General features: G+C 58.7%; 19 protein-coding genes. 13 read left to right on the top strand and 6 right to left on the bottom strand.

Annotation, left to right across the window (positions count from 1 at the left end):
• Positions 1 to 14: 14 nt before the first annotated feature.
• From frr to rpsB, 4 genes are all read right to left on the bottom strand, one after another.
• Entirely contained in the window at positions 15 to 572 is a 558-nt protein-coding gene (gene frr, locus PSPTO_RS08060) for a ribosome recycling factor (protein ID WP_005765982.1), read from the bottom strand.
• Complete coding sequence (gene pyrH, locus PSPTO_RS08055; protein ID WP_002554728.1) at positions 569 to 1,312, bottom strand: UMP kinase; 744 nt, start codon at positions 1,310 to 1,312, stop codon at positions 569 to 571. Before pyrH ends, frr begins: the two co-directional genes overlap by 4 nt.
• A 205-nt stretch (positions 1,313 to 1,517) precedes the next feature.
• Positions 1,518 to 2,381 carry a translation elongation factor Ts gene (tsf, locus tag PSPTO_RS08050; protein WP_005765978.1) on the bottom strand — a complete coding sequence of 288 codons (864 nt, stop codon included), beginning with the start codon at positions 2,379 to 2,381 and terminating at the stop codon, positions 1,518 to 1,520.
• Positions 2,382 to 2,571: 190 nt separating this feature from the next.
• On the bottom strand, positions 2,572 to 3,315 hold the full coding sequence (gene rpsB / locus PSPTO_RS08045) for a 30S ribosomal protein S2 (RefSeq protein WP_005615972.1): 744 nt from the start codon (positions 3,313 to 3,315) through the stop codon (positions 2,572 to 2,574).
• 312 nt (positions 3,316 to 3,627) lie between these two features.
• Here rpsB and map point away from each other — a divergent pair, with 312 nt between their 5' ends.
• The 4 genes from map (at position 3,628) to PSPTO_RS08025 (ending at position 9,454) form a co-directional block, all read left to right on the top strand.
• The gene (map, locus tag PSPTO_RS08040; protein ID WP_005765976.1) at positions 3,628 to 4,410 is read left to right on the top strand and encodes a type I methionyl aminopeptidase; all 783 of its coding nucleotides are present in this window, start codon (positions 3,628 to 3,630) and stop codon (positions 4,408 to 4,410) included.
• 66 nt (positions 4,411 to 4,476) lie between these two features.
• Positions 4,477 to 7,173 carry a [protein-PII] uridylyltransferase gene (locus PSPTO_RS08035; protein WP_007245412.1) on the top strand — a complete coding sequence of 899 codons (2,697 nt, stop codon included), beginning with the start codon at positions 4,477 to 4,479 and terminating at the stop codon, positions 7,171 to 7,173.
• Between the two features lie 102 nt (positions 7,174 to 7,275).
• Positions 7,276 to 8,469 (top strand): succinyldiaminopimelate transaminase, encoded by a 1,194-nt coding sequence (gene dapC / locus PSPTO_RS08030; protein ID WP_011103591.1) that lies wholly within the window; start codon positions 7,276 to 7,278, stop codon positions 8,467 to 8,469.
• Positions 8,470 to 8,605: 136 nt separating this feature from the next.
• The gene (locus PSPTO_RS08025; RefSeq protein ID WP_011103590.1) at positions 8,606 to 9,454 is read left to right on the top strand and encodes a matrixin family metalloprotease; all 849 of its coding nucleotides are present in this window, start codon (positions 8,606 to 8,608) and stop codon (positions 9,452 to 9,454) included.
• A gap of 96 nt (positions 9,455 to 9,550) precedes the next feature.
• Here PSPTO_RS08025 and PSPTO_RS08020 read toward each other — a convergent pair whose 3' ends face one another.
• Positions 9,551 to 9,781, bottom strand: a complete 231-nt coding sequence (locus tag PSPTO_RS08020; RefSeq protein WP_003377787.1) for a hypothetical protein — start codon at positions 9,779 to 9,781, stop codon at positions 9,551 to 9,553.
• Between the two features lie 232 nt (positions 9,782 to 10,013).
• Between PSPTO_RS08020 and PSPTO_RS08015 the strand changes: the two genes are divergently transcribed.
• The 4 genes from PSPTO_RS08015 to PSPTO_RS08000 are packed head-to-tail and all read left to right on the top strand — an operon-like array spanning position 10,014 to position 13,113.
• The gene (locus tag PSPTO_RS08015) at positions 10,014 to 10,361 is read left to right on the top strand and encodes an ArsC family reductase (protein WP_003377785.1); all 348 of its coding nucleotides are present in this window, start codon (positions 10,014 to 10,016) and stop codon (positions 10,359 to 10,361) included.
• Between the two features lie 47 nt (positions 10,362 to 10,408).
• Positions 10,409 to 11,443 (top strand): 2,3,4,5-tetrahydropyridine-2,6-dicarboxylate N-succinyltransferase, encoded by a 1,035-nt coding sequence (dapD, locus tag PSPTO_RS08010; RefSeq protein ID WP_003377783.1) that lies wholly within the window; start codon positions 10,409 to 10,411, stop codon positions 11,441 to 11,443.
• Positions 11,444 to 11,503: 60 nt separating this feature from the next.
• Entirely contained in the window at positions 11,504 to 12,709 is a 1,206-nt protein-coding gene (locus tag PSPTO_RS08005) for an aminotransferase class V-fold PLP-dependent enzyme (protein ID WP_011103589.1), read from the top strand.
• On the top strand, positions 12,706 to 13,113 hold the full coding sequence (locus PSPTO_RS08000) for a SufE family protein (protein ID WP_011103588.1): 408 nt from the start codon (positions 12,706 to 12,708) through the stop codon (positions 13,111 to 13,113). The genes PSPTO_RS08005 and PSPTO_RS08000 overlap by 4 nt, the downstream gene beginning before the upstream one ends.
• Here PSPTO_RS08000 and tcdA read toward each other — a convergent pair.
• A complete protein-coding gene (gene tcdA / locus PSPTO_RS07995; protein WP_011103587.1) occupies positions 13,104 to 13,934 on the bottom strand; it encodes a tRNA cyclic N6-threonylcarbamoyladenosine(37) synthase TcdA in 831 nt (276 codons plus the stop codon). The two genes, PSPTO_RS08000 and tcdA, sit on opposite strands and share 10 nt — an antisense overlap.
• A 198-nt stretch (positions 13,935 to 14,132) precedes the next feature.
• Here tcdA and PSPTO_RS07990 point away from each other — a divergent pair, with 198 nt between their 5' ends.
• From PSPTO_RS07990 to plsB, 5 genes are all read left to right on the top strand, one after another.
• Positions 14,133 to 16,661, top strand: coding sequence for a glycosyltransferase family 2 protein (locus tag PSPTO_RS07990; RefSeq protein ID WP_011103586.1), 2,529 nt, complete (start codon positions 14,133 to 14,135; stop codon positions 16,659 to 16,661).
• A gap of 99 nt (positions 16,662 to 16,760) precedes the next feature.
• A complete protein-coding gene (gene dapE, locus PSPTO_RS07985; RefSeq protein ID WP_005765961.1) occupies positions 16,761 to 17,912 on the top strand; it encodes a succinyl-diaminopimelate desuccinylase in 1,152 nt (383 codons plus the stop codon).
• The gene (locus tag PSPTO_RS07980) at positions 17,912 to 18,721 is read left to right on the top strand and encodes a putative RNA methyltransferase (RefSeq protein WP_005615949.1); all 810 of its coding nucleotides are present in this window, start codon (positions 17,912 to 17,914) and stop codon (positions 18,719 to 18,721) included. The genes dapE and PSPTO_RS07980 overlap by 1 nt, the downstream gene beginning before the upstream one ends.
• Positions 18,722 to 18,740: 19 nt before the next feature.
• Positions 18,741 to 19,118 carry a hypothetical protein gene (locus PSPTO_RS07975; protein ID WP_005765957.1) on the top strand — a complete coding sequence of 126 codons (378 nt, stop codon included), beginning with the start codon at positions 18,741 to 18,743 and terminating at the stop codon, positions 19,116 to 19,118.
• Positions 19,119 to 19,309: 191 nt separating this feature from the next.
• Positions 19,310 to 21,811 (top strand): glycerol-3-phosphate 1-O-acyltransferase PlsB, encoded by a 2,502-nt coding sequence (gene plsB, locus PSPTO_RS07970; RefSeq protein WP_007245401.1) that lies wholly within the window; start codon positions 19,310 to 19,312, stop codon positions 21,809 to 21,811.
• Positions 21,812 to 21,892: the final 81 nt, after the last annotated feature.

Here is a 21,892-nt window from a genome sequence, read left to right as displayed (position 1 = left end):
AAGCGTCCGAAACCTTAAACAGCCATCAGATCAGCTTCTTTCTGCTTGACCGCAACTTCGATATCCGCCACGAATTTGTCGGTCAGCTTCTGCACGTCGTCGGCAGCACGGCGCTCTTCGTCTTCGCTGATTTCCTTGTCCTTGACGAGGTCTTTCAACTGACTCAACGCGTCACGACGAATGTTACGTACGGCAACACGGGCGTCTTCGGCAGCATCACGCGCCTGCTTGGTGAAGCCCTTGCGGGTTTCCTCGGTCAGCGCAGGCATGGAGATCAACAGCAGCTCACCCAGGTTGGTGGGGTTGAAGCCCAGACCGGAGCTCTGGATAGCCTTGTCGACCGCCGCGAGCATATTGCGCTCGAAGGCCACAACCTGAAGGGTGCGCGAGTCCTTGACGGTCACGTTGGCAACCTGGCTCAGCGGGGTGTCGGCACCGTAGTAAGGGACCATGACGCCACCCAGAATGCTTGGGTGAGCCTTGCCGGTACGGATGCGGGTGAACGCGTGAGTCAGCGACTCGAGGCTCTTCTGCATGCGCGTCTGAGCGTCTTTCTTGATTTCGTTGATCATTGTTGGGCTTCCTCGATCAGGGTTCCTTCAGCGCCGCCATGGACGATATTCAGAAGGGCACCCGGCTTGTTCATGTTGAAGACGCGCAATGGCATCTTGTGATCGCGACACAGGCAGATTGCAGTCAGATCCATCACACCCAGCTTGCGATCCAGCACTTCATCGTACGTCAGATGATCGAACTTCTCGGCATTCGGGTCCTTGAACGGATCTGCGGTATACACACCATCTACCTTGGTGGCCTTGAGCACGACATCGGCGTCGATTTCAATCGCGCGCAGGCAGGCAGCCGAATCGGTGGTGAAAAACGGGTTGCCAGTACCGGCAGCAAAGATCACCACTTCCTTGGCACTGAGGTGGCGCATGGCCTTGCGACGATCATAATGATCCGTCACACCCAGCATCGAAATGGCCGACATCACGATAGCGGTGATATTAGCGCGCTCCAGCGCATCGCGCATTGCCAGGGCGTTCATCACAGTGGCCAGCATGCCCATGTGATCGCCCGTTACCCGATCCATGCCCGCAGCACTCAGTGCCGCACCACGGAACAGGTTACCGCCGCCGATGACCAGACCGACCTGAACACCGATACCGACCAGTTGGCCGACTTCCAGCGCCATGCGGTCCAGCACCTTGGGATCAATGCCGAACTCTTCCGAGCCCATCAGGGCCTCACCGCTGAGCTTGAGTAGAATGCGTTTATAGCGAGCCTGATAACCACTGCCCTGCTGAGCCATTGCGAATCTCTCCTGCGGCGTTTTCTGAAAAAAATCTGTGCTGGCTATCTCAAGCCTGCGCTTACTTTAGCTTGACGCTCGACGAGCGTCGGGAGAATGCAGCCTTGTGAGCCCAATCTCCAGGGAAAATTTCCCTTTCTCTTTCGACAAAGAGGCCGCACGCGTGAGCGGGCAGCCTCTTCGGGGCGACAGTTGAAAAACCGTCTTACTGCTTGGCAGCAGCCAGTTGAGCAGCAACTTCGTCAGCGAAGTTGTCAACTGGCTTCTCGATGCCTTCGCCTACTTTGAAGTAGGTGAAAGAAACGATTTCAGCGCCGGCTTTCTTGGCCAGATCACCGACCTTGATTTCCGGGTTCTTGACGAACGCTTGCTCGACAAGGCTGGCTTCAGCCAGGAACTTGGTGATACGGCCGCCAACCATCTTCTCGACGATTTCAGCTGGCTTGCCTTTGATCTTGTCTTCGTTCAGTTGCAGGAAGACACTCTTCTCGCGCTCGATCGCTTCGGCCGAAACTTCCGAAGGGAACAGGAACTCAGGGTTGCTTGCCGCGACGTGCATGGCGATATCTTTAGCCAGCTCGACGTTGCCGCCTTTGAGGGTAACAACCACACCGATCTTGTTGCCATGCAGGTAGCTGCCGACAACATCACCCTCGATGCGCTTCAGGCGACGAATGTTGACGTTTTCGCCAACCTTGCCGACCAGTACCAGACGTGCAGTTTCCTGAGCTTCGATCAACGGAGCCACATCAGTCAGCTTGTCAGCGAAAGCTTTTTCGACGCTTGCAGCAACGAAATTCTTGAAATCGTCCTGCAGGGCCAGGAAGTCGGTCTGCGAGTTGACTTCGATGATGACAGCAGCTTTGCCGTCGTCCTTGATGGCGATCGCGCCTTCAGCAGCAACGTTGCCTGCTTTTTTAGCGGCCTTGATCGCGCCGGAAGCACGCATGTCGTCGATTGCTTTTTCGATGTCGCCGCCAGCCTTGGTCAAGGCCTTTTTGCAATCCATCATGCCTTCGCCGGTACGCTCGCGCAGTTCTTTGACCAACGCTGCAGTAATCTCTGCCATTTCAAAATCCTCTTGGATAGGTCTTCAACCATTCCACCCGGCTCGCCGGGCGTGCAATTCTGGAAAAATCAGGGTGGCAGCAACACATGACAGCAAGGTCATGGCTACAGACCGACAAATCATTTCCTAGGTGGCAAAAAGGGGGCTAAGCCCCCTTTTCGCGTACTGAGTAAACGCCAGGCGTTTGTACTCAGCCTTCTACAGCAGCTGCAGCTGGAGCTTCTTCGACGAATACGTCGGTGCCGCCAGCAACATTGTTACGACCACGGATAACAGCGTCAGCCATCGAGCCCATGTACAGCTGGATGGCGCGGATTGCGTCATCGTTGCCCGGGATGATGTAGTCAACGCCTTCCGGGCTGCTGTTGGTATCGACAACGCCGATAACCGGGATGCCCAGCTTGTTGGCTTCGGTGATCGCGATGCGCTCGTGATCAACGTCGATAACGAACAGTGCGTCTGGCAGACCGCCCATGTCCTTGATACCACCCAGGCTGCGATCCAGTTTTTCCAGATCACGGGTGCGCATCAGGGCTTCTTTCTTGGTCAGCTTGGCGAAAGTACCGTCTTCAGCTTGTACTTCCAGCTCGCGCAGACGTTTGATCGACTGACGGATGGTCTTGAAGTTGGTCAGCATGCCGCCCAACCAGCGATGATCGACGTACGGCGAACCGCAACGTGCTGCTTCTTCAGCAACGATCTTGCCAGCGGAGCGCTTGGTGCCGACGAACAGAATCTTGTTTTTGCCCGACGCCAGGCGCTCAACGAAAGTCAGAGCTTCGTTGAACATAGGCAGGGTTTTTTCAAGGTTGATGATGTGAATCTTGTTACGCGCGCCGAAAATGTATTTACCCATTTTCGGGTTCCAGTAACGGGTTTGGTGACCGAAGTGCACACCGGCCTTCAGCATATCGCGCATATTGACTTGGGACATGATAGTTCCTTGATAAGTCGGGTTAGGCCTCCACGTATCCCAATGACCAACCAGTGGCATCTGCCAAGGGCACCCAGGTCATCGTGTCGACACGTGTGTGGGTTTGTGCTTCAAGGACGGACCTTGGAAAGCGGCGGATTTTATATCACAAAAGGGAAGAGAACGGAACTCCCATCAAGTTCTTGTTTTGCCGCGCTTTTAGAGAGGCATCGATTGCCTATAGAAGGAAGCGATGATCACCCGGCACGGGCGGTCTGATAGAATCGCGCTTTTGCGCACCAGCCGCGTGCCGGACACGTCGAGAGATCCAGTATGACCATCACCCTCAAAACCCCGGAAGACATTGAAAAGATGCGCATCGCCGGCCGTCTGGCCGCCGAAGTTCTGGAAATGATCGCCCCCCATGTCAAGCCGGGCGTCACCACCGAAGAGCTGGACCGCATCTGCCACGACTACATCGTCAACGAGCAGCAGGCGATCCCGGCTCCGCTGAACTACAAAGGCTTTCCCAAGTCGATCTGCACCTCGATCAATCAGGTGGTCTGCCACGGCATCCCCGGCGACAGGAAGCTCAAGGACGGTGACTCGCTGAACATTGACGTCACAGTCATCAAGGACGGTTACCACGGCGACACCAGCAAAATGTTTCACGTCGGCACCGTCCCGGTGTGGGCCGAACGCCTGTCGAAAGTGACCCAGGAATGCCTGTACAAGGCCATCGAGATCGTCAAACCCGGCACCCATCTGGGCGACATCGGTGCGGTCATTCAGAAACACGCTGAAAAGAATGGTTTCTCTGTGGTTCGCGAGTTCTGCGGGCACGGCATCGGCAAAGTGTTTCACGAAGAGCCGCAAGTCATGCATTTCGGCGAGGCGGGCACCGGCCTTCAGCTCAAGGAAGGCATGACCTTCACCATCGAGCCGATGATCAACCAAGGCCGCGCGGAAACCAAGATCCTGGGTGACGGCTGGACCGCGATCACCAAGGACCGCAAGCTCTCGGCGCAGTGGGAACACACGCTGCTGGTGACGGCCGACGGTTACGAAATCTTCACTTTACGCAGCGACGATACCATTGCACAAAAGGCTCCCTGACCCCAGCCTGCGTGGCCGAACGCTCGATATCACACTCGCACAGCTCGACACGAGGAATGCCGTTCCATGCCGCAAGTAGATCCAGACCTGTTCGATCGCGGCCAGTTTCAGGCCGAACTGGCCTTGAAGGCCAGCCCCATCGCTGCGTTCAAGAAAGCGATCCGCAGAGCAAGAGACGTCCTCGATAACCGGTTCAGGTCGGGCCGTGACATCCGCCGCCTGATCGAGGATCGTGCCTGGTTCGTGGACAACATCCTGCAACAGGCCTGGGATCAGTTCGAATGGAGCGAAGACGCCGACATCGCCCTGCTGGCAGTCGGCGGCTACGGTCGCGGCGAGCTGCACCCGTACTCGGACATCGACCTGCTGATTTTGCTGGAAAGCGATGATCACGAAGTTTTCCGCGAACCTATCGAGCGTTTTCTGACGCTGCTGTGGGATATCGGCCTGGAAGTGGGACAAAGCGTACGCTCCGTCGATGAGTGCGCGCAGGAAGGCCGAGCCGATCTGACGGTGATCACCAACCTGATGGAAAGCCGCACCATCGCCGGCCCCGAGCATCTGCGTCAGCGCATGCTGGAAGTCACCAGCACGCAGCACATGTGGCCGAGCAAGGAATTTTTCCTGGCCAAGCACGCAGAGCAGAAAAAGCGTCACCACAAGTACAACGACACCGAGTACAACCTCGAACCCAACGTCAAAGGCTCGCCCGGTGGCCTGCGCGATATTCAGACCATTCTCTGGGTGGCGCGGCGCCAGTACGGCACCCTCAACCTGCACGCGCTGGCAGGCGAAGGCTTTCTGCTGGGCAGCGAAAACGCACTGCTGGCCTCCTCTCAGGAGTTTCTCTGGAAAGTGCGCTACGCCCTGCACATGCTGGCCGGACGATCCGAAGACCGGTTGTTGTTCGATTATCAGGTTCGCATCGCCGGGCTGCTGGGCTATGAAGACAACGATGCCAAACTGGCCATCGAGCGCTTCATGCAGAAGTACTACCGCGTGGTCATGAGCATCGCGGAGCTGAGCGATCTGATCATTCAGCATTTTGAAGAAGTGATTCTCTCCGACGACGACGGCACCCCCCAGCCGATCAACTCGCGCTTCCAGTTGCACGACGGCTATATAGAAGCAACGAACCCGAACGTCTTCAGGCGCACGCCGTTCGCCATGCTCGAGATCTTCGTGCTGATGGCCCAGCACCCGGAGATAAAGGGCGTGCGTGCCGACACGATTCGGCTGCTGCGTGAGCACCGGCACCTGATCAACGATGACTTTCGCAACGATATTCGCAACACCAGCCTGTTCATCGAGCTGTTCAAGTGCGAAATCGGTATCCATCGCAACCTGCGCCGCATGAACCGCTATGGCATTCTCGGCCTGTACCTGCCGGAGTTCGGCCACATCGTCGGGCAGATGCAGCATGACCTGTTCCACATCTATACCGTCGATGCGCACACGCTGAATCTCATCAAGCACCTGCGCAAGCTGCAGTACACCGAGGTCTCCGAGAAATTCCCACTGGCCAGCAAAATCATGGCCCGCCTGCCGAAACCGGAATTAATCTATCTGGCCGGGCTGTACCACGACATCGGCAAGGGCCGTGGCGGCGACCACTCGGAGCTTGGTGCCGTCGACGCACAGGCCTTTGGCACGCGCCATCACCTGCCAGCCTGGGACAACCGGCTTATCGTCTGGCTGGTGAGCAACCACCTGGTGATGTCCACGACCGCGCAGCGCAAGGACCTTTCCGATCCGCAGGTCATCCACGATTTCGCCCAGTTCGTGGGCGATGAAGTACATCTGGACTACCTGTATGTGCTGACCGTCGCCGACATCAACGCGACCAACCCGACCCTCTGGAATTCATGGCGCGCCAGCCTGTTGCGCCAGTTGTACACCGAGACCAAGCGCGCCTTGCGTCGCGGCCTCGAAAACCCGGTTGACCGTGAAGAGCAGATTCGCCGTACCCAGACTGCCGCGCTGGACATTCTGGTGCGCAGCGGTACCGACCCTGATGACGTCGAGCAACTCTGGTCAGCGTTGGGCGATGACTACTTTCTGCGCCACACCGCCGGCGATGTGGCCTGGCACAGTGACGCGATCCTGCAGCAGCCTGCCGATGGCGGCCCGCTGGTGCTGATCAAGGAAACCACGCAGCGTGAATTCGAGGGCGGCACCCAGATATTCATCTATGCGCCGGACCAGCACGACTTCTTCGCCGTGACCGTGGCCGCGATGGACCAACTGAACCTGAACATTCATGACGCGCGCATCATCACGTCCAGCAGCCAGTTCACACTCGACACCTACATCGTACTGGATCACGAGGGCGGCTCGATCGGCAACAATCCGGAACGCATTCAGGACATCCGCGACGGCCTGACCGAAGCGCTGCGCAACCCGGACGATTACCCGACGATCATCAAGCGTCGCGTGCCCCGCCAGCTCAAGCACTTTGCCTTCGCTCCGCAGGTCACCATTCACAACGACGCCCAGCGCCCGGTAACGGTGCTCGAACTGCTGGCACCCGACCGGCCGGGCCTGCTGGCACGCATTGGCAAGATTTTCCTGGAGTTCGACCTGTCATTGCAGAACGCCAAGATTGCAACCTTGGGCGAACGTGTGGAAGACGTTTTCTTCATCACCGACGCCAACAATCAGCCGCTGTCCGATCCGCAATTGTGCAGCCAGCTGCAGGAGGCCATCGTCAAGCAACTGAGCGTCAACTCAGAGCCCGGCGGCGACCTGCGGATCAGCATATGAACACTGGGGTCTGCTCCCGTTTCATCGCGAGCCGCGATGAAACGGGAGCAGACCCCAGGCCAACCGAATCGACTCAACGCAGCTCATTGAGGAACACGTTCCATGAATAACGCCATGCAACTGCTTCAGCCCTACCCTTTCAAGAAGCTGCGCGCTTTGCTGGGAAGCGTAACGCCCAACCCCGAAAAACGCCCGGTGGCGCTGTCCATTGGCGAGCCGAAGCATCGCTCACCCGATTTCGTTGCCAAGGCTCTGGCAGACAACCTTGATCAGATGGCGGTTTACCCCACCACACTGGGTATACCCGCGCTGCGCGAGGCCATTGCCGGCTGGTGCAACCGTCGATTCGGCGTGCCGCAGGGCTGGATCGATCCGGCGCGCAACGTATTACCGGTCAACGGGACACGCGAAGCCCTGTTCGCCTTTACCCAGACAGTCGTCAATCGTAGCGATGACGGCCTGGTGGTCAGCCCGAACCCGTTCTATCAGATCTACGAAGGCGCGGCTTTTCTGGCAGGTGCTCAACCGCACTATCTGCCATGCCTGAGCGACAATGGCTTCAACCCTGATTTCGATGCAGTCGACGCGGACATCTGGAAGCGCTGCCAGATCCTGTTTCTGTGCTCGCCGGGCAACCCGACCGGCGCGCTGATCCCGGTTGAAACCCTGAAAAAACTCATCGCGCTGGCTGACGAACACGACTTCGTCATTGCCGCAGACGAGTGCTACAGCGAACTGTACTTCGACGAACAGACCCCGCCGCCGGGCCTGCTCAGCGCCTGCGTCGAACTGGGTCGCCAGGACTTCAAGCGCTGCGTGGTGTTCCACAGCCTGTCCAAGCGCTCCAACCTGCCGGGCCTGCGTTCGGGGTTTGTGGCGGGCGACGCAGAGATCCTCAAGGCCTTCTTGCTGTATCGCACTTACCACGGCTGCGCAATGCCGGTGCAAACCCAACTGGCCAGCATCGCCGCCTGGAATGACGAAGAGCATGTTCGCGCCAATCGTGACCTGTATCGCGAGAAATTCGATGCCGTGCTCGACATCCTCGCCCCGGTGCTGGATGTACAACGCCCGGACGGTGGCTTCTACCTGTGGCCGAATGTCGGCACCGATGACGCTGCATTCTGTCGCGACCTGTTCGTCGATCAGCATGTCACCGCAGTGCCGGGCTCGTACCTTTCGCGGGAAGTCGACGGCGTCAACCCGGGCGCTGGCCGAGTGCGTCTGGCGCTGGTAGCGCCGCTGGCCGAGTGTATCGAGGCTGCCGAACGCATCCGCGCATTCGTGCTCAAGTAAAACACTCGCCTCGCCGCATGCAATGTGCGGCGGGGTAACAATGTGCGGCGGAGTAATTAGTTACCACCTGCTACGCCCTGCCTGACAGTACCTTCAACCTTCATTTATCACGCTTCCTGACAGGAGGCGAACCACCATGAAGGTCAATCATATGTCCGCACAATCCGCCCTCCAGAGCATAAAGCTGCCTGCATCCTGCGCCATGCGCAGCGCAGAGAATCATCAGGCATCGTACGAAGCCGCCATTGGCGAAACGCCGGCCAATGCAGCAATCACCCCGACCTACGAATCAGAAACGGGCTACGACACCGACGACTCAAAGCATCTGGCCCGACTCCTGGTTTCGTTCACCAAATACTGGGCACGCGGGCGAACACTGAAAATTCTCTTTCAGAAAAATCCGCCAGCCATCCTGACAGCCCCTATCGTCGAAGCTGCAAAAAAATGGCTGCCTCATATAAACCTGAAATTCGAGTTCGTCACAGACGGAACGAGCGATATCCGAATCGGCTTCAATGAACATCTGAACTGGAGCGCCATAGGGACAGACGCCCTGCTGGCCGGGCAAAACGAGCCCACCATGGAATTCAACGTCAAGGAGCTGTACACGGCAGAGCTAAGCCCCCTGCCAGAATTGACACGCATTGTGCTCCATGAATTCGGGCACGCTCTGGGCGCTGTCCACGAGCATCAGCATCCCCAGGCGAATATTCCCTGGAACGAGCCGCTTTTGCGCCCATTGCTTTTGCAAACCGGGTTGAGTGACGAAGAGATCAATACCAACTTTTTCGACAGGTACGAAGCCGCGGACTTTCACTATTCCGCTTACGACCGCGACTCCGTCATGCATTTCGATATCCCCAACGGCCTGACCCTGGGCGACTTCGAGATCATCAACGTCGGCAAGACGCTCAGCCCCAAAGACATCGAAGTGATGAGCGCTATCTACCCGGATCGCGCCAATTCGAAATTCGACACGCCATAAAAAAGCCTGCGAGGCTGGCATCCACAGCCGGCAAGCAATGGAGCGCCACGTACTTCCATCAGTGAAGTGTGGCGCGACAGCTTCTGTAACTCCAGGTTACTGGCGGGTTCGCATCCTTTCTGCCACCCACCCAACCGCCCAGCTCACAGGGTCGTGGGACTGCATGGGCATCAGCGGTTTGCCTTCGCGCGCCGCCAGCCTGCCCTCTGCCTCGGCCTGGGCGTGAATCCAGATGGTGCTCTGCTTGAAGCCCTCGGCACGCTGACGTTCCCTGTAATAGCGCTGCCGGACAAGTGCCTCCTGACGCTTCTTATCTTGTTCAGACATAACGCGACCCAGTATTAAAGTTGAACGTCATCATTATCCGGCGCGGCTTATCACTCAAGCTGATGACGGTGAAATTTTCTTAATGATAGTCATTGATGTTACCTATCCTCATTCAGTCGCCAGATCTACGCGGCGCAGCGTCGAGTTGAATGACGTGGCATAATGTGCGGCTAAATTGCAAGGAGAAGCAGTGGGGAGTATCGAGCAAGATCAGCCTCCCCACCCTAAAACAATGACTTACACTCTGTTTGGCATCAAAGCCTGCGACACGATGAAAAAGGCCCGTACCTGGCTTGACGAGCATTCCGTGAGCTACGAATTTCATGATTACAAGACACAGGCCATTGATCGCGAACACCTGACGCAATGGTGCGATGAACATGGATGGCAGGTCGTACTGAACCGCGCCGGCACCACGTTTCGCAAGCTCGATGACGGACAAAAGGCCGATCTCGACCAAGCGAAAGCCATCGAACTGATGCTCGCGCAGCCGTCCATGATCAAGCGCCCGGTGCTTGATCTGGGCAATAAAACCCTGATCGGCTTCAAACCTGACCTGTATGCAGCGGCTTTACAGTAAGCCCAAGCGCTACTGAAAGCCCCTTGATAAAGTTAAGAGGTATTTGCATGTCCACTACTCTGTTCAGCCTGGCCTTCGGCGTCGGCACTCAAAATCGTCAAGGCGCGTGGCTGGAAGTGTTCTACGCCCAGCCATTGATCAACCCGTCGGCAGCGCTGGTCGCGGCCATCGCACCTGTTCTGGGTTACACAGACGGCAACAAGGCGATCACCTTCAACGTCGATATGGCCTACAAGCTGGCCGAAGCGGTAAAACCGGTAGACGCGACCCAGGCTGCACTGCTGACTCGTCTGGCTGAAAGCCAGAAGCCACTGGTTGCAACGCTGCTGGCTGAAGACGCAACGCTGACGTCGACCCCCGAGGCATACCTCAAGCTGCACCTGCTGTCGCATCGCCTGGTCAAGCCGCACGGCCTGAATCTGGCGGGTATCTTCCCGCTGCTGCCTAACGTTGCCTGGACCAGTCAGGGCGCGGTCGATCTGGCCGAACTGGCCGAACGCCAACTTGAAGCACGCCTCAAGGGCGAGCTGCTGGAAGTGTTCTCGGTCGATAAATTCCCGAAAATGACCGACTACGTCGTGCCAAGTGGCGTGCGTATCGCCGACAGCGCTCGGGTGCGCCTGGGCGCCTACATCGGCGAAGGCACTACCGTGATGCACGAAGGCTTCGTCAACTTCAATGGCGGCACCGAAGGCCCGGGCATGATCGAAGGCCGCGTTTCCGCAGGCGTATTCGTCGGCAAGGGTTCGGACTTGGGCGGCGGTTGCTCGACCATGGGTACGTTGTCCGGTGGTGGCAACATCATCATCAAGGTCGGCGAAGGCTGCCTGATCGGTGCCAACGCCGGTATCGGCATCCCGTTGGGCGATCGCAACACCGTTGAATCGGGCCTGTACGTGACCGCAGGCACCAAGGTTGCGCTGCTCGATGAAAACAACGCGCTGGTCAAGATCGTCAAGGCCCGCGAGCTGGCGGGTCAAAACGATCTGCTGTTCCGTCGCAACTCGCAGACCGGCGCCGTGGAATGCAAAACCCACAAGTCGGCCATTGAGCTGAACGAAGCACTGCACGCTCATAACTGATGCTGTGCGCGGACTCAACGCTATCCAGCATTGAGTCCGCCCCCACAGTCTGGACGAACAATGCCCCTCCTCTCTCCTTGGCGCGCCGATTTTCCGGCCATCGCCGCACTGCAACGGCAAGGCCAGACGTATCTGGACAACGCCGCCACCACGCAAAAACCGCAGGCGCTGATTGATGCCCTGACTCATTACTACACCAACGGTGCCGCCAATGTGCATCGCGCCCAGCATTTGCCCGGCGCGCACGCTACCCAGGCGTTCGAGGCCAGCCGCCTCAAAGCCGCCCACTGGCTGAATGCCGGCGAAAGCGGGCAGATCATCTTCACCCACGGTGCCACTTCTGCGCTCAACCTGCTCGCCTACGGGCTGGAGCATGAATTTACCGCAGGCGACGAGATCGCCCTCAGTGCCCTGGAACACCACGCCAACCTGTTGCCATGGCAGCAACTGGCTCAGCGCCGCGACCTGAAACTGGTGATTCTGCCGCTTGATCGCGACGGCGTGATCGACCTGGACGCTGCGACCAGCCTGATCGGACCACGCACGCGCCTGCTGGCGGTCAGCCAGCTTTCCAACGTGCTCGGCACCTGGCAACCGCTGGCGCGCCTGATCGCCCTGGCTAAGGCACAAGGTGCACTGACGGTGGTCGACGGTTCGCAAGGCGTGGTGCACGGTCGCCACGACGTTCAGGCATTGGGCTGCGACTTCTATGTATTTTCCAGTCACAAGCTTTATGGCCCGGAAGGACTCGGCGTGCTGTACGGGCGCAACGACGCACTGCCAAGCCTGACGCACTGGCAGTTCGGCGGCGAAATGGTGCTGACTGCCGACTATCAGCACGCGAAATTTCGTCCTGCACCGCTGGGCTTCGAGGCGGGCACGCCGCCCATCGCCAGCGTGATCGGCCTCGGCGCCACGCTGGACTATCTGGACAGCCTCGATCATCAGGCGGTTGCTGAACACGAAGCCAGGCTGCACCGCCGCCTGCTGGAAGGCTTGCAACAGCGCGATGGCATACAAGTGCTGGGCGCACCAGACCTGGCATTGGTCAGCTTTGTCGTGGACGGCGTGCACAATGCCGATCTTGCGCATTTACTGACCGAACAGGGCGTCGCTGTGCGTGCCGGTCATCATTGCGCGATGCCGCTGCTCAAGACGCTTGGCTTGCCTGGCGCAATTCGGGTTTCGTTGGCGCTGTACAACGATTCGGATGACCTGCTGCGGTTCTTCAGCGCACTGGATCAGGCGCTGGAGCTGCTTCGATGAGTCTTCCTGCGCAGGCCCAAACCGCTCTGGAAACCTTCGTGCAAGCGCAGAGTTGGGAACAGCGCGCGCGCCTGCTCATGCAATGGGGTGATCGTCTGCCGCCCCTGGGCGACGCCGAGAAATCCGACGAGCATCTGGTTCACGGCTGCGAAAGCAAGGTCTGGCTGACTGGCGAGGTCGGCACCGATGGCTGGCGCTTTCGTGCCAGCAGCGACGCAAGGCTGATTCGCGGGCTGGTGGCGCTGCTGCTCGCGCGCGTCAACGGGCTGTCAGCCCAGGAGGTGCAAGCCGTGGACTTGCCTGACTGGTTCAATCAACTGGGCCTCGGACGCCAGCTTTCACCTTCGCGCAGCAACGGCCTGAATGCCGTGCTGCAGAAGATGCGTGAATTGACTCAAGCCTGATTGGCCGTCACAGCCGCCGGCTTTGCACGTTCGGACGGCCGCCGTGTGCCGGCAACCAGTTTGTCGACGGCGCGAGTGGCGGCGATCATGCCGAAGGTGGCGGTCACCATCATCACAGCACCAAAGCCACCGGCACAGTCCAGCTTGACGCCATCACCAATGAACTTCTTTTCCAGACAAATGCTGCCGTCAGGCTTGGGATAGCGCAGTTGCTCGGTGGAAAACACGCAAGGCACGCTGTAATGGCGGTTCGGGGTGCGTGAAAAGCCGTAATCGCGACGCAAGGTGGAACGCACCTTGGAAGCCAGCGGGTCATTGAACGTGCGGTTCAGGTCAGCGATCTGGATCAGCGTCGGGTCGATCTGCCCGCCCGCCGCGCCGGTAGTGACCATTTGAATCTTGCGTCGTTTGCACCAGGAGATCAGCGCAGCCTTGGCATTGACGCTGTCGATGCAGTCGATCACAAAGTCCATGTCCGGGGTAATGCACTCGGCCATCGTGTCGCGCGTCACGAAATCAGACACCGCATGCACGACGCAATCAGGGTTGATCGCCCGGATGCGCTCGGCCATCACCTCGACCTTGGGCCGCCCCACGGTCGTGTCCAGCGCGTGTAGCTGGCGGTTGCTGTTGCTGACACAGACGTCGTCCATGTCGAACAGCGAAATCTCGCCAACGCCACTGCGCGCCATGGCTTCCGCCGCCCACGAGCCCACGCCGCCGATGCCAACGATCGCTACATGAGCCGCGCGCAGGCGTGCCAGCCCCTCAATGCCGTATAAACGGGCGATGCCTGCGAAACGTGGATCGTCTGTGCTCATGATCAATACCCCGAAAACCGGCGCGCATTATAGGGGGTTGTCGAGGGTTAGGACACCCGGCTTGTTACCCGGTCGCGATCAGCGCTGAGGGTGCAAAAAACCTTTGTTTAGCAGCGAAAACGCAGAAAAGAGTCTAAGTGCCGACCACACCTGGTACCTCGATGCCGCTAGGGTTAATAGACGCGACAGGAAGTCGCGATGTCGATATACCGCATGGAGCACAGTTTAGACATGAATAAAAAAATATCAGACGCTCCAATCTGGCCGGTCAACTCATTCAAATCCGTCGTGACCAAAGTCCCGGACTGGCCTGACAGCATCTCGGGCCTTGCCTATAACCCCTTTCGTCCCGGACAAAGTCCCTACAAGCACATCTATCCGACCCGCGAGCAAATCAAAGAAGACTTGCTGCTGATCCGCCCGTTGACTCGACATGTAAGAACCTACTCGGTCGAGCAGACGCTGGCCTGTATTCCCGAAATAGCCGAAGAACTCGGCATGAGTGTCACACTCGGCATATGGATAGGCTGGGACGAAAAACGCAATGATCGGGAACTGATCGAGGGCGTGAAGCTTGCCAATCAGTATCCCAGCGTCCGGCGTCTGATCATCGGAAATGAAACATTACTGCGCAATGACGTCACCGTCAGCCAACTGATCGATTACATGCAAACGGCACGACAAGGTGTCAACGTTCCGATTTCAACCTCAGAGGGATGGCAACAGTGGCACGATACGCCGGAACTGGCTGATCACGCAGACTTCATCGCGGCGCATGTCTTGCCATTCAGGGAGTTCGTTCCAGTCACCCAGGCAGGCTCTGCAGTTCTCGCACGGGCGAACGAATTGAGGCTGATGTTTCCCGAAAAACCGCTGATACTTTCCGAGATTGGCTGGCCAGACAAAGGCAACTTCAGAAGACGCACCACCGCCTACGTCGCCGAACAGTCAATTTACCTGCGCAGCCAGCTCGCGCTGTTGAACCAGAGTGGCCTCGACTACTTTGTCAGGGAGGCATTTGATCAACAATGGAAAACTGAGGAAGGGTTGCCGGGGCCTCACTGGGGCCTGTTCGATGCCCAGCGAAAGATAAAGTTACCACTGCAAGGCCCAGTGAAAATACGGGCCAGCTGGCGATCAGAAGTTCCGAGATTGGTCGCCGATTGGCAGCCCGACAACTGGCGAACAACCGTATTGATTTTTGCTGCGTTGTACACATTATTGGTAGGCGTTGGCATAAGTTACGCACAGCCCTTATCGATGTGGGTGGCTTTGCCCATCGCCTTGGTGTGGGTGACCAGCTTACTGATCGGCACGGGGATACAGGGTTACGAGTTCCTCGAATCATGCTGGGGACCGGAGAAACCGCGATCTTTTCCTCCGTTAAGAGCTTACCCGGGGCCGTTACCCAAAGTGTCCATACACGTACCGTGCTACAACGAACCTCCCGACATGGTGAAGCTGACGCTCGACGCATTACAACGCCTGGACTATCCGAACTTTGAGGTTCTGATCATCGACAACAACACTCAAGACCCGGAAGTCTGGGAGCCCATTGAGCAGTACTGCAGGCAACTGGGACCTCGCTTCCGGCTCTTTCATGTCAATCCACTTAGCGGGTTCAAGTCGGGCGCACTGAACTACCTGCTGGACTACACCGCCAAGGATGCCGAAATAGTAGCGGCGATCGATGCTGATTATTGCGTGCACCGGCATTGGCTCAAGCATATGGCCCCCTATTTTGCGTGCCCGGATATAGCGGTTATCCAAGTACCGCAAGACTACCGTGATGGCGACGACAGCCTGTTCAAACGTTGCTGCCAGGCCGAGTATCGCGTTTTTTTCAATATTGGCATGGTCATCCGCAACGACCACGACGCAATCATTCAGCACGGCACCATGACCCTGATTCGCAATTCGGTGTTGCAGCGACTGCGCTGGGCAGAATGGAGCATCTGCGAAGATGCCGAGCTCGGACTGCGGATACTGGAGAACGGTTTTTCCACCGGCTATGTCGCCATCAGCTATGGCAAGGGACTGATCCCGGATACATTCATGGACTTCAAGAAACAACGGTATCGCTGGGCTTACGGTGTCATCCAGATACTCAAACGACATACTGGAAGCCTGATCGCAGGTACGTGCGAGGCCTTGACGCCAATACAGCGCTATCACTTCATTGCCGGCTGGATGCCTTGGATTGCAGGGGGAATAAATTACTTTCTGGCTATCGCTGTGCTTCTCTGGTCAATGGCAATGATCATTCAACCCGACACACTCGAACCTGTGCCGTGGATATTTTCATCCTCATTACTGTTGATGTTTGTTCTGGGCGTTTGCAAAGCGATCAGCCTTTATCAACGATTGGCCAGCACCGACATCAAAGACGCCTTCGCAGCCATAATTGCGAGCATGGCGCTGTACTCGGTTGTAGGCAAGGCCGTGCTTTCATCGGCATTCACCTCAGGATTACCGTTCTTTCGCACTCCCAAGCAGACCTCTGGCAGCGGGCTCGGCAAGGCCCTGCTGGACGTCCGGGAAGATCTGTACATGGCCGTGGTCTGGTGGGTCATGACGGTATCGCTGTGCTTCCGAAAAGAAGCTATCGGTCCGGACCTTGGATTCTGGGTGGCGATAATGTTCGCCCAGTCATTGCCTTACGTAGCCGCCATGATCATGGCAATACTGTCGGCTCTCGCAAACCGCCCTTCACGCTCCACAACCTGACATATCCACAGGGCACGATAAACGACGGCCCCAGGTCATCATTTTGCTTTAAGATATCCGCCTTTTCGCGCCCAAAGTCTTGCTACCGGAGTTCTGTACATGACGGCCCCCGCCGACCTCTCGCCTACCCTCCAACTTGCCTGCGACCTGATCCGCCGACCATCGGTCACGCCGGTCGATGCCGATTGCCAGACGGTGATGATGCAGCGCCTGGGCGATGCCGGCTTCAAGCTTGAGCCGATGCGCATCGAAGACGTCGATAATTTCTGGGCCACTCACGGCACCCGCGAAGGGCCGGTACTGTGTTTCGCCGGTCACACCGATGTGGTGCCGACCGGACCGGTGCAGGACTGGCAGAATGATCCGTTCGATGCCCTGATCGACGAGCACGGCATGCTCTGCGGACGTGGCGCTGCAGATATGAAAGGCAGCCTGGCGGCAATGCTGGTCGCAGCCGAGCGCTTCGTGGCAGACCACCCGGACCACAAGGGTTCGGTGGCATTTCTGATCACCAGCGACGAAGAAGGTCCGGCGCATCACGGCACCAAGGCCGTTGTTGAGCGCCTGGCCGCGCGCAATGAACGTCTGGACTGGTGCATCGTCGGAGAGCCTTCCAGCACCACGCTGGTGGGCGATGTGGTCAAAAACGGCCGTCGCGGCTCGCTGGGTGCCAAGCTGACAGTGCGCGGCAAGCAGGGCCATGTGGCTTACCCGCATCTGGCGAAGAACCCGATTCACCTCGCCACGCCTGCGCTGGCCGAACTGGCCGCCGAGCATTGGGACAACGGCAATGATTTCTTCCCGCCGACCAGCTTCCAGATCTCCAACCTGAACTCCGGCACTGGCGCGACCAACGTTATCCCCGGCGATCTGGTGGCGGTCTTCAACTTCCGTTTTTCGACCGAATCGACAGTCGAAGGCTTGCAGCAACGCGTCGCCGCCATCCTCGACAAGCACGAACTGGACTGGCATGTGGACTGGGCATTGTCCGGCCTGCCGTTTCTGACCGAGCCGGGCGCGCTGCTGGACGCGGTGTCGTCCAGCATCAAGAGTGTTACCGGTCGCGACACTAAAGCCTCGACCAGCGGCGGGACGTCCGATGGCCGCTTCATCGCCACCCTGGGCACTCAGGTGGTTGAGCTGGGCCCGGTCAACGCGACGATTCACCAGGTCAACGAACGCATTCTGGCCAGCGACCTCGACGTGCTGACCGAGATCTACTACCAGACCCTGGTCAAGTTGCTCGCCTGATGCTGACTTGCCCGATCTGCTCTGCGCCGCTCAGTGCGGCTGACAACGGCGTGGTGTGCCCTGCCGGTCACCGTTTCGACCGTGCGCGCCAGGGTTATCTGAACCTGTTGCCGGTGCAGCACAAGAACAGCCGTGACCCCGGCGACAACCAGGCGATGGTCGAAGCGCGCCGCGACTTTCTCAACGCCGGCCACTACGCCCCGGTGGCCCGACGGCTGGCGGAGCTGGCAGCCGAGCGTGCCCCGGCACGCTGGCTGGACATCGGCTGCGGCGAAGGTTATTACACCGCGCAGCTTGCCCAAGCGCTGCCCCGTGCCGATGGCTACGCGCTGGACATCTCCCGCGAGGCGGTCAAACGCGCCTGCCGGCGTGACCCGAACCTGACCTGGATGGTTGCCAGCATGGCTCGCATCCCGTTGCCGGATGCCAGCTGTCAGTTTCTCGCCAGTGTGTTCAGCCCGCTGGACTGGCAGGAAGCCAAACGGCTGCTGACGCCCGGTGGCGGGTTGATGCGGGTCGGCCCGACCAGCGAGCACTTGATGGAGCTGCGTCAGCGTCTTTACGATGAAGTTCGCGATTATGCCGACGACAAGCATCTGTCGCTGGTGCCGGAAGGCATGCAGTTGCAACACAGCGAAACCCTGCGCTATACGCTCAAGCTGATCGACGGTCAGTCGCGTGCCGACCTGCTGGCCATGACGCCGCACGGCTGGCGTGCCAGTGCCGAACGCCGCACTGCGGTCATCGAACAACCAGGACCTTTCAAGGTCACCGTTTCCATGCGCTACGATTACTTCGTGCTGCAATAAGCATTCAACAGAGGCACCCATGCGCCAACCCGATATCGAGATTTACCTCAAAGACGCAGACGTCGACCACAAGGCAATCGCCCAGTGGCTGGGCGCCGCGCTGGGCACGTGCAGCGACTGGACCCAGAAGGGCCAGACCTGGAAGTGCCAGGCTGGCAACGTGTCCGTGACCTGGCTGCCCAAAGCAGTCGGCAAGTGGAACAGCTTGCACCTGGACAGCGACCAGACCCCGTGGGACGACGACATCGCCTGCGCCCGCGCAGCTTTCGCGGCGCTCAACGTCGAAGTGCGCTGCGCACCGGGCACTTGGGTCGAAGAAGAAAGCGACGAAACTGCTGACCGCTGGATGCGCATCAGTGCCGACGGAGAAGAAGAGATCACCTGGCACACCGCGTAAGGTTTTTCGCTCAAGCGGTGCGAATGCGTACCGCCGCGGCAATGAAGGCGCTCGTGGCGGGGGGCCTGCGGACTTCCTCTCCTCAACAGGCGTTCGAGCAGGCCTGTCAGGGCTTTTGCCGATCGTCTCGGGATACGTCACACTGACGCCCATCTCGGGCAACCGCTCGTTCCTCACTCAGCAGAAGCCGTATGACCCGTTCTCCGTTCCGTCGTCTTGTGTTCGGCACCCTGCGCCGATTGTTGTACCTCTGGGTTCGCTCGGAAACCATCAATCAATCGTCTTTCACGCTCAACCTCGACCGCAGCCGGCCGGTTTTTTATGCCCTGCAGTCGCCGTCGATCAGCGATCTGGCCGTGATCGATACCGAGTGCCGCAAAGCCGGCCTGCCCAGGCCTGTGCTTTCAGTGGCGGTCGGCAACCTGATCGAGCCGTCTGCGTACTTTTACCTCACGCCTGCACCTGACTGGCTGGGGCGTCAGGACAAGCGCGGCGCGCCGCCGACACTCGAACGTCTGGTGGCTGCGGTCAGCCAGAACCCCGGTGAAGACGCGCAGATCATTCCGGTCAGTGTGTTCTGGGGCCAATCGCCCGATCACGAGTCCAGCGCCTGGAAGCTGCTCTTCGCCGACAGTTGGGCGGTGACCGGTCGCTTGCGCCGCCTGGTGAGTATTCTGATTCTGGGCCGCAAGACCCGTGTACAGTTTTCCGCACCGATTCACATGCGCGAGCTGGTTGACCAGAACAAGGGCCATGAGCTGACGCTGCGCATGAGCCAGCGCCTTCTGCGTACGCATTTTCGCAACCTGAAAAGCGCCGTGATCGGCCCGGACGTGTCGCACCGCCGCACGGTGGTCAAAGGTCTGCTGGACGAGCCGCTGGTCAAGCAGGCGATCATCGAAGAAGCCGAGCGGGAAAACATCACTCAGGAAAAGGCGCGGGAACGCGCACTGAGTTACGGCAACGAGATCGCCTCGGACTACACCTACTCCGTCATCCGCTTCATGGAAGTGGTGCTCAGCTGGTTCTGGAACAAGATCTACGACGGCATCAAGGTCAGCCATATCGAAGGCGTGCAGGAAATCGCGCCGGGGCATGAAGTGATTTATGTTCCGTGCCATCGCAGCCACATCGACTACCTGCTGCTGTCATACCTGCTGTTTCGCAACGGCCTCACGCCGCCGCACATTGCTGCGGGCATCAACCTGAACATGCCGGTAGTCGGCAGCCTGTTGCGGCGCGGTGGCGCGTTTTTCATGCGTCGGACCTTCAAGGGCAGCCCGCTGTACACCGCTGTTTTTACTGAATACCTGCACACGCTGTTCACCAAAGGGTTTCCGGTCGAGTACTTTGTCGAAGGCGGTCGCTCGCGCACCGGGCGCATGCTGCAACCGAAGACCGGCATGCTCGCCATTACCTTGCGCAGTTTTTTGCGCAACTCGCGAATGCCGATTGTGTTCATCCCCGTGTACATCGGTTACGAGCGCGTGCTGGAGGGCCGTACGTACCTGGGCGAGCTGCGCGGCGCGACCAAGAAGAAAGAGTCGATCTTCGATATTTTCAAAGTCATAGGCGCGCTGAAACAGCGCTTTGGCCAGGTCTCGGTAAACTTCGGTGAACCCATCAGGCTGGCCGAGTTTCTGGATGGCGAACAACCGGACTGGCGCGAGCAGGAGCTGGCACCGCAATTTCGCCCCGACTGGCTGAGTGAAACCACGCACCGGCTTGGCGAGCGTGTGGCCCAGCATTTGAATGAAGCTGCAGCGGTCAACCCGATGAATCTGGTGGCCATCACCTTGCTGTCGACGCAAAAACTGGCGCTGGATGATCAGGCCATGGAGCGTGTGCTTGACCTGTACCTCACCCTGCTGCGCGCCGTGCCGTACTCGCCGCACACCACATTGCCGGAAGGCAACGGCCGCTCGCTGATCGAACACGTCAAAGGCATGGACCTGCTCGCCGAGCAAAAGGATGCGCTGGGCAAGATTCTGTACCTGAACGAACAGAATGCGGTCCTGATGACGTACTACCGCAACAACGTTCTGCACATCTTTGCCCTGCCCTCGCTGCTGGCCAGCTTTTTCCAGAGCTCGTCACGCATGAGCCGCGAGCAGATCCTGCGTTACACGCATGCGTTGTACCCGTACCTGCAATCGGAACTGTTCATCCGCTGGCCGCTGAGCGAGCTGGACGAGGTCGTCGACCAATGGCTGGCGGCGTTCGTCGAACAGGGCCTGCTGCGTTTCAGAAACGATGCCTATGTGCGCCCGGAGCCCAGCTCCCGCGAATTTGTGTTGCTGACGCTGTTGTCGCGGGCCATCGCGCAGACCCTGCAGCGCTTCTACATGGCTATTGCCTTGTTGCTCAACAGCGGCCCCAACACCCTGAACCCCGAAGAGCTGGAAGACCTGTGCACGGTCATGGCCCAGCGCCTGTCCATTCTGCATGGCCTCAATGCGCCGGAATTCTTCGACAAGAGCCTGTTCCGCCACTTCATCCAGACCTTGCTAGACCTGCGCGTGCTGCGCAAGGACCGTGCCGGCAAACTGAGCTATCACCCGATGCTGGGCGAATTGGCAGAAGGCGCAGCCAAGCGTGTATTGCCTGCCGAGATACGCCTGTCCATTCGCCAGGTCGCCCTGCACAGCAATGAAGAAGAGCAAAATGCAGGAAACGAATCGGGGGCCGCGTAGGGCTTTTCCGCAATTTGACCAGGATATTTAGACGGGGGTTTTCTGCGCGCTGGTATGGGCTAGGGTGTGGTGTGTACCAAC

It is taken from the genome of Pseudomonas syringae pv. tomato str. DC3000, assembly GCF_000007805.1.
Classification (GTDB): domain Bacteria; phylum Pseudomonadota; class Gammaproteobacteria; order Pseudomonadales; family Pseudomonadaceae; genus Aquipseudomonas; species Aquipseudomonas avellanae.
This window is presented reverse-complemented; position numbering and strand designations above follow the sequence as displayed.

Bases quoted from the DNA above. Each gene is read 5' to 3' on its own strand.
- plsB (WP_007245401.1), top strand. From the start codon at position 19,310: ATGACCCGTTCTCCGTTCCGTCGTCTTGTGTTCGGCACCCTGCGCCGA.
- PSPTO_RS08020 (WP_003377787.1), bottom strand. From the start codon at position 9,781: ATGTCTGAACAAGATAAGAAGCGTCAGGAGGCACTTGTCCGGCAGCGC.
- tsf (WP_005765978.1), bottom strand. From the start codon at position 2,381: ATGGCAGAGATTACTGCAGCGTTGGTCAAAGAACTGCGCGAGCGTACC.
- tcdA (WP_011103587.1), bottom strand. From the start codon at position 13,934: ATGAGCACAGACGATCCACGTTTCGCAGGCATCGCCCGTTTATACGGC.
- frr (WP_005765982.1), bottom strand. From the start codon at position 572: ATGATCAACGAAATCAAGAAAGACGCTCAGACGCGCATGCAGAAGAGC.
- rpsB (WP_005615972.1), bottom strand. From the start codon at position 3,315: ATGTCCCAAGTCAATATGCGCGATATGCTGAAGGCCGGTGTGCACTTC.
- pyrH (WP_002554728.1), bottom strand. From the start codon at position 1,312: ATGGCTCAGCAGGGCAGTGGTTATCAGGCTCGCTATAAACGCATTCTA.
- dapC (WP_011103591.1), top strand. From the start codon at position 7,276: ATGAATAACGCCATGCAACTGCTTCAGCCCTACCCTTTCAAGAAGCTG.
- dapD (WP_003377783.1), top strand. From the start codon at position 10,409: ATGTCCACTACTCTGTTCAGCCTGGCCTTCGGCGTCGGCACTCAAAAT.
- PSPTO_RS08000 (WP_011103588.1), top strand. From the start codon at position 12,706: ATGAGTCTTCCTGCGCAGGCCCAAACCGCTCTGGAAACCTTCGTGCAA.
- PSPTO_RS07975 (WP_005765957.1), top strand. From the start codon at position 18,741: ATGCGCCAACCCGATATCGAGATTTACCTCAAAGACGCAGACGTCGAC.
- PSPTO_RS08005 (WP_011103589.1), top strand. From the start codon at position 11,504: ATGCCCCTCCTCTCTCCTTGGCGCGCCGATTTTCCGGCCATCGCCGCA.
- PSPTO_RS07990 (WP_011103586.1), top strand. From the start codon at position 14,133: ATGTCGATATACCGCATGGAGCACAGTTTAGACATGAATAAAAAAATA.
- dapE (WP_005765961.1), top strand. From the start codon at position 16,761: ATGACGGCCCCCGCCGACCTCTCGCCTACCCTCCAACTTGCCTGCGAC.
- map (WP_005765976.1), top strand. From the start codon at position 3,628: ATGACCATCACCCTCAAAACCCCGGAAGACATTGAAAAGATGCGCATC.
- PSPTO_RS08015 (WP_003377785.1), top strand. From the start codon at position 10,014: ATGACTTACACTCTGTTTGGCATCAAAGCCTGCGACACGATGAAAAAG.
- PSPTO_RS07980 (WP_005615949.1), top strand. From the start codon at position 17,912: ATGCTGACTTGCCCGATCTGCTCTGCGCCGCTCAGTGCGGCTGACAAC.
- PSPTO_RS08025 (WP_011103590.1), top strand. From the start codon at position 8,606: ATGAAGGTCAATCATATGTCCGCACAATCCGCCCTCCAGAGCATAAAG.
- PSPTO_RS08035 (WP_007245412.1), top strand. From the start codon at position 4,477: ATGCCGCAAGTAGATCCAGACCTGTTCGATCGCGGCCAGTTTCAGGCC.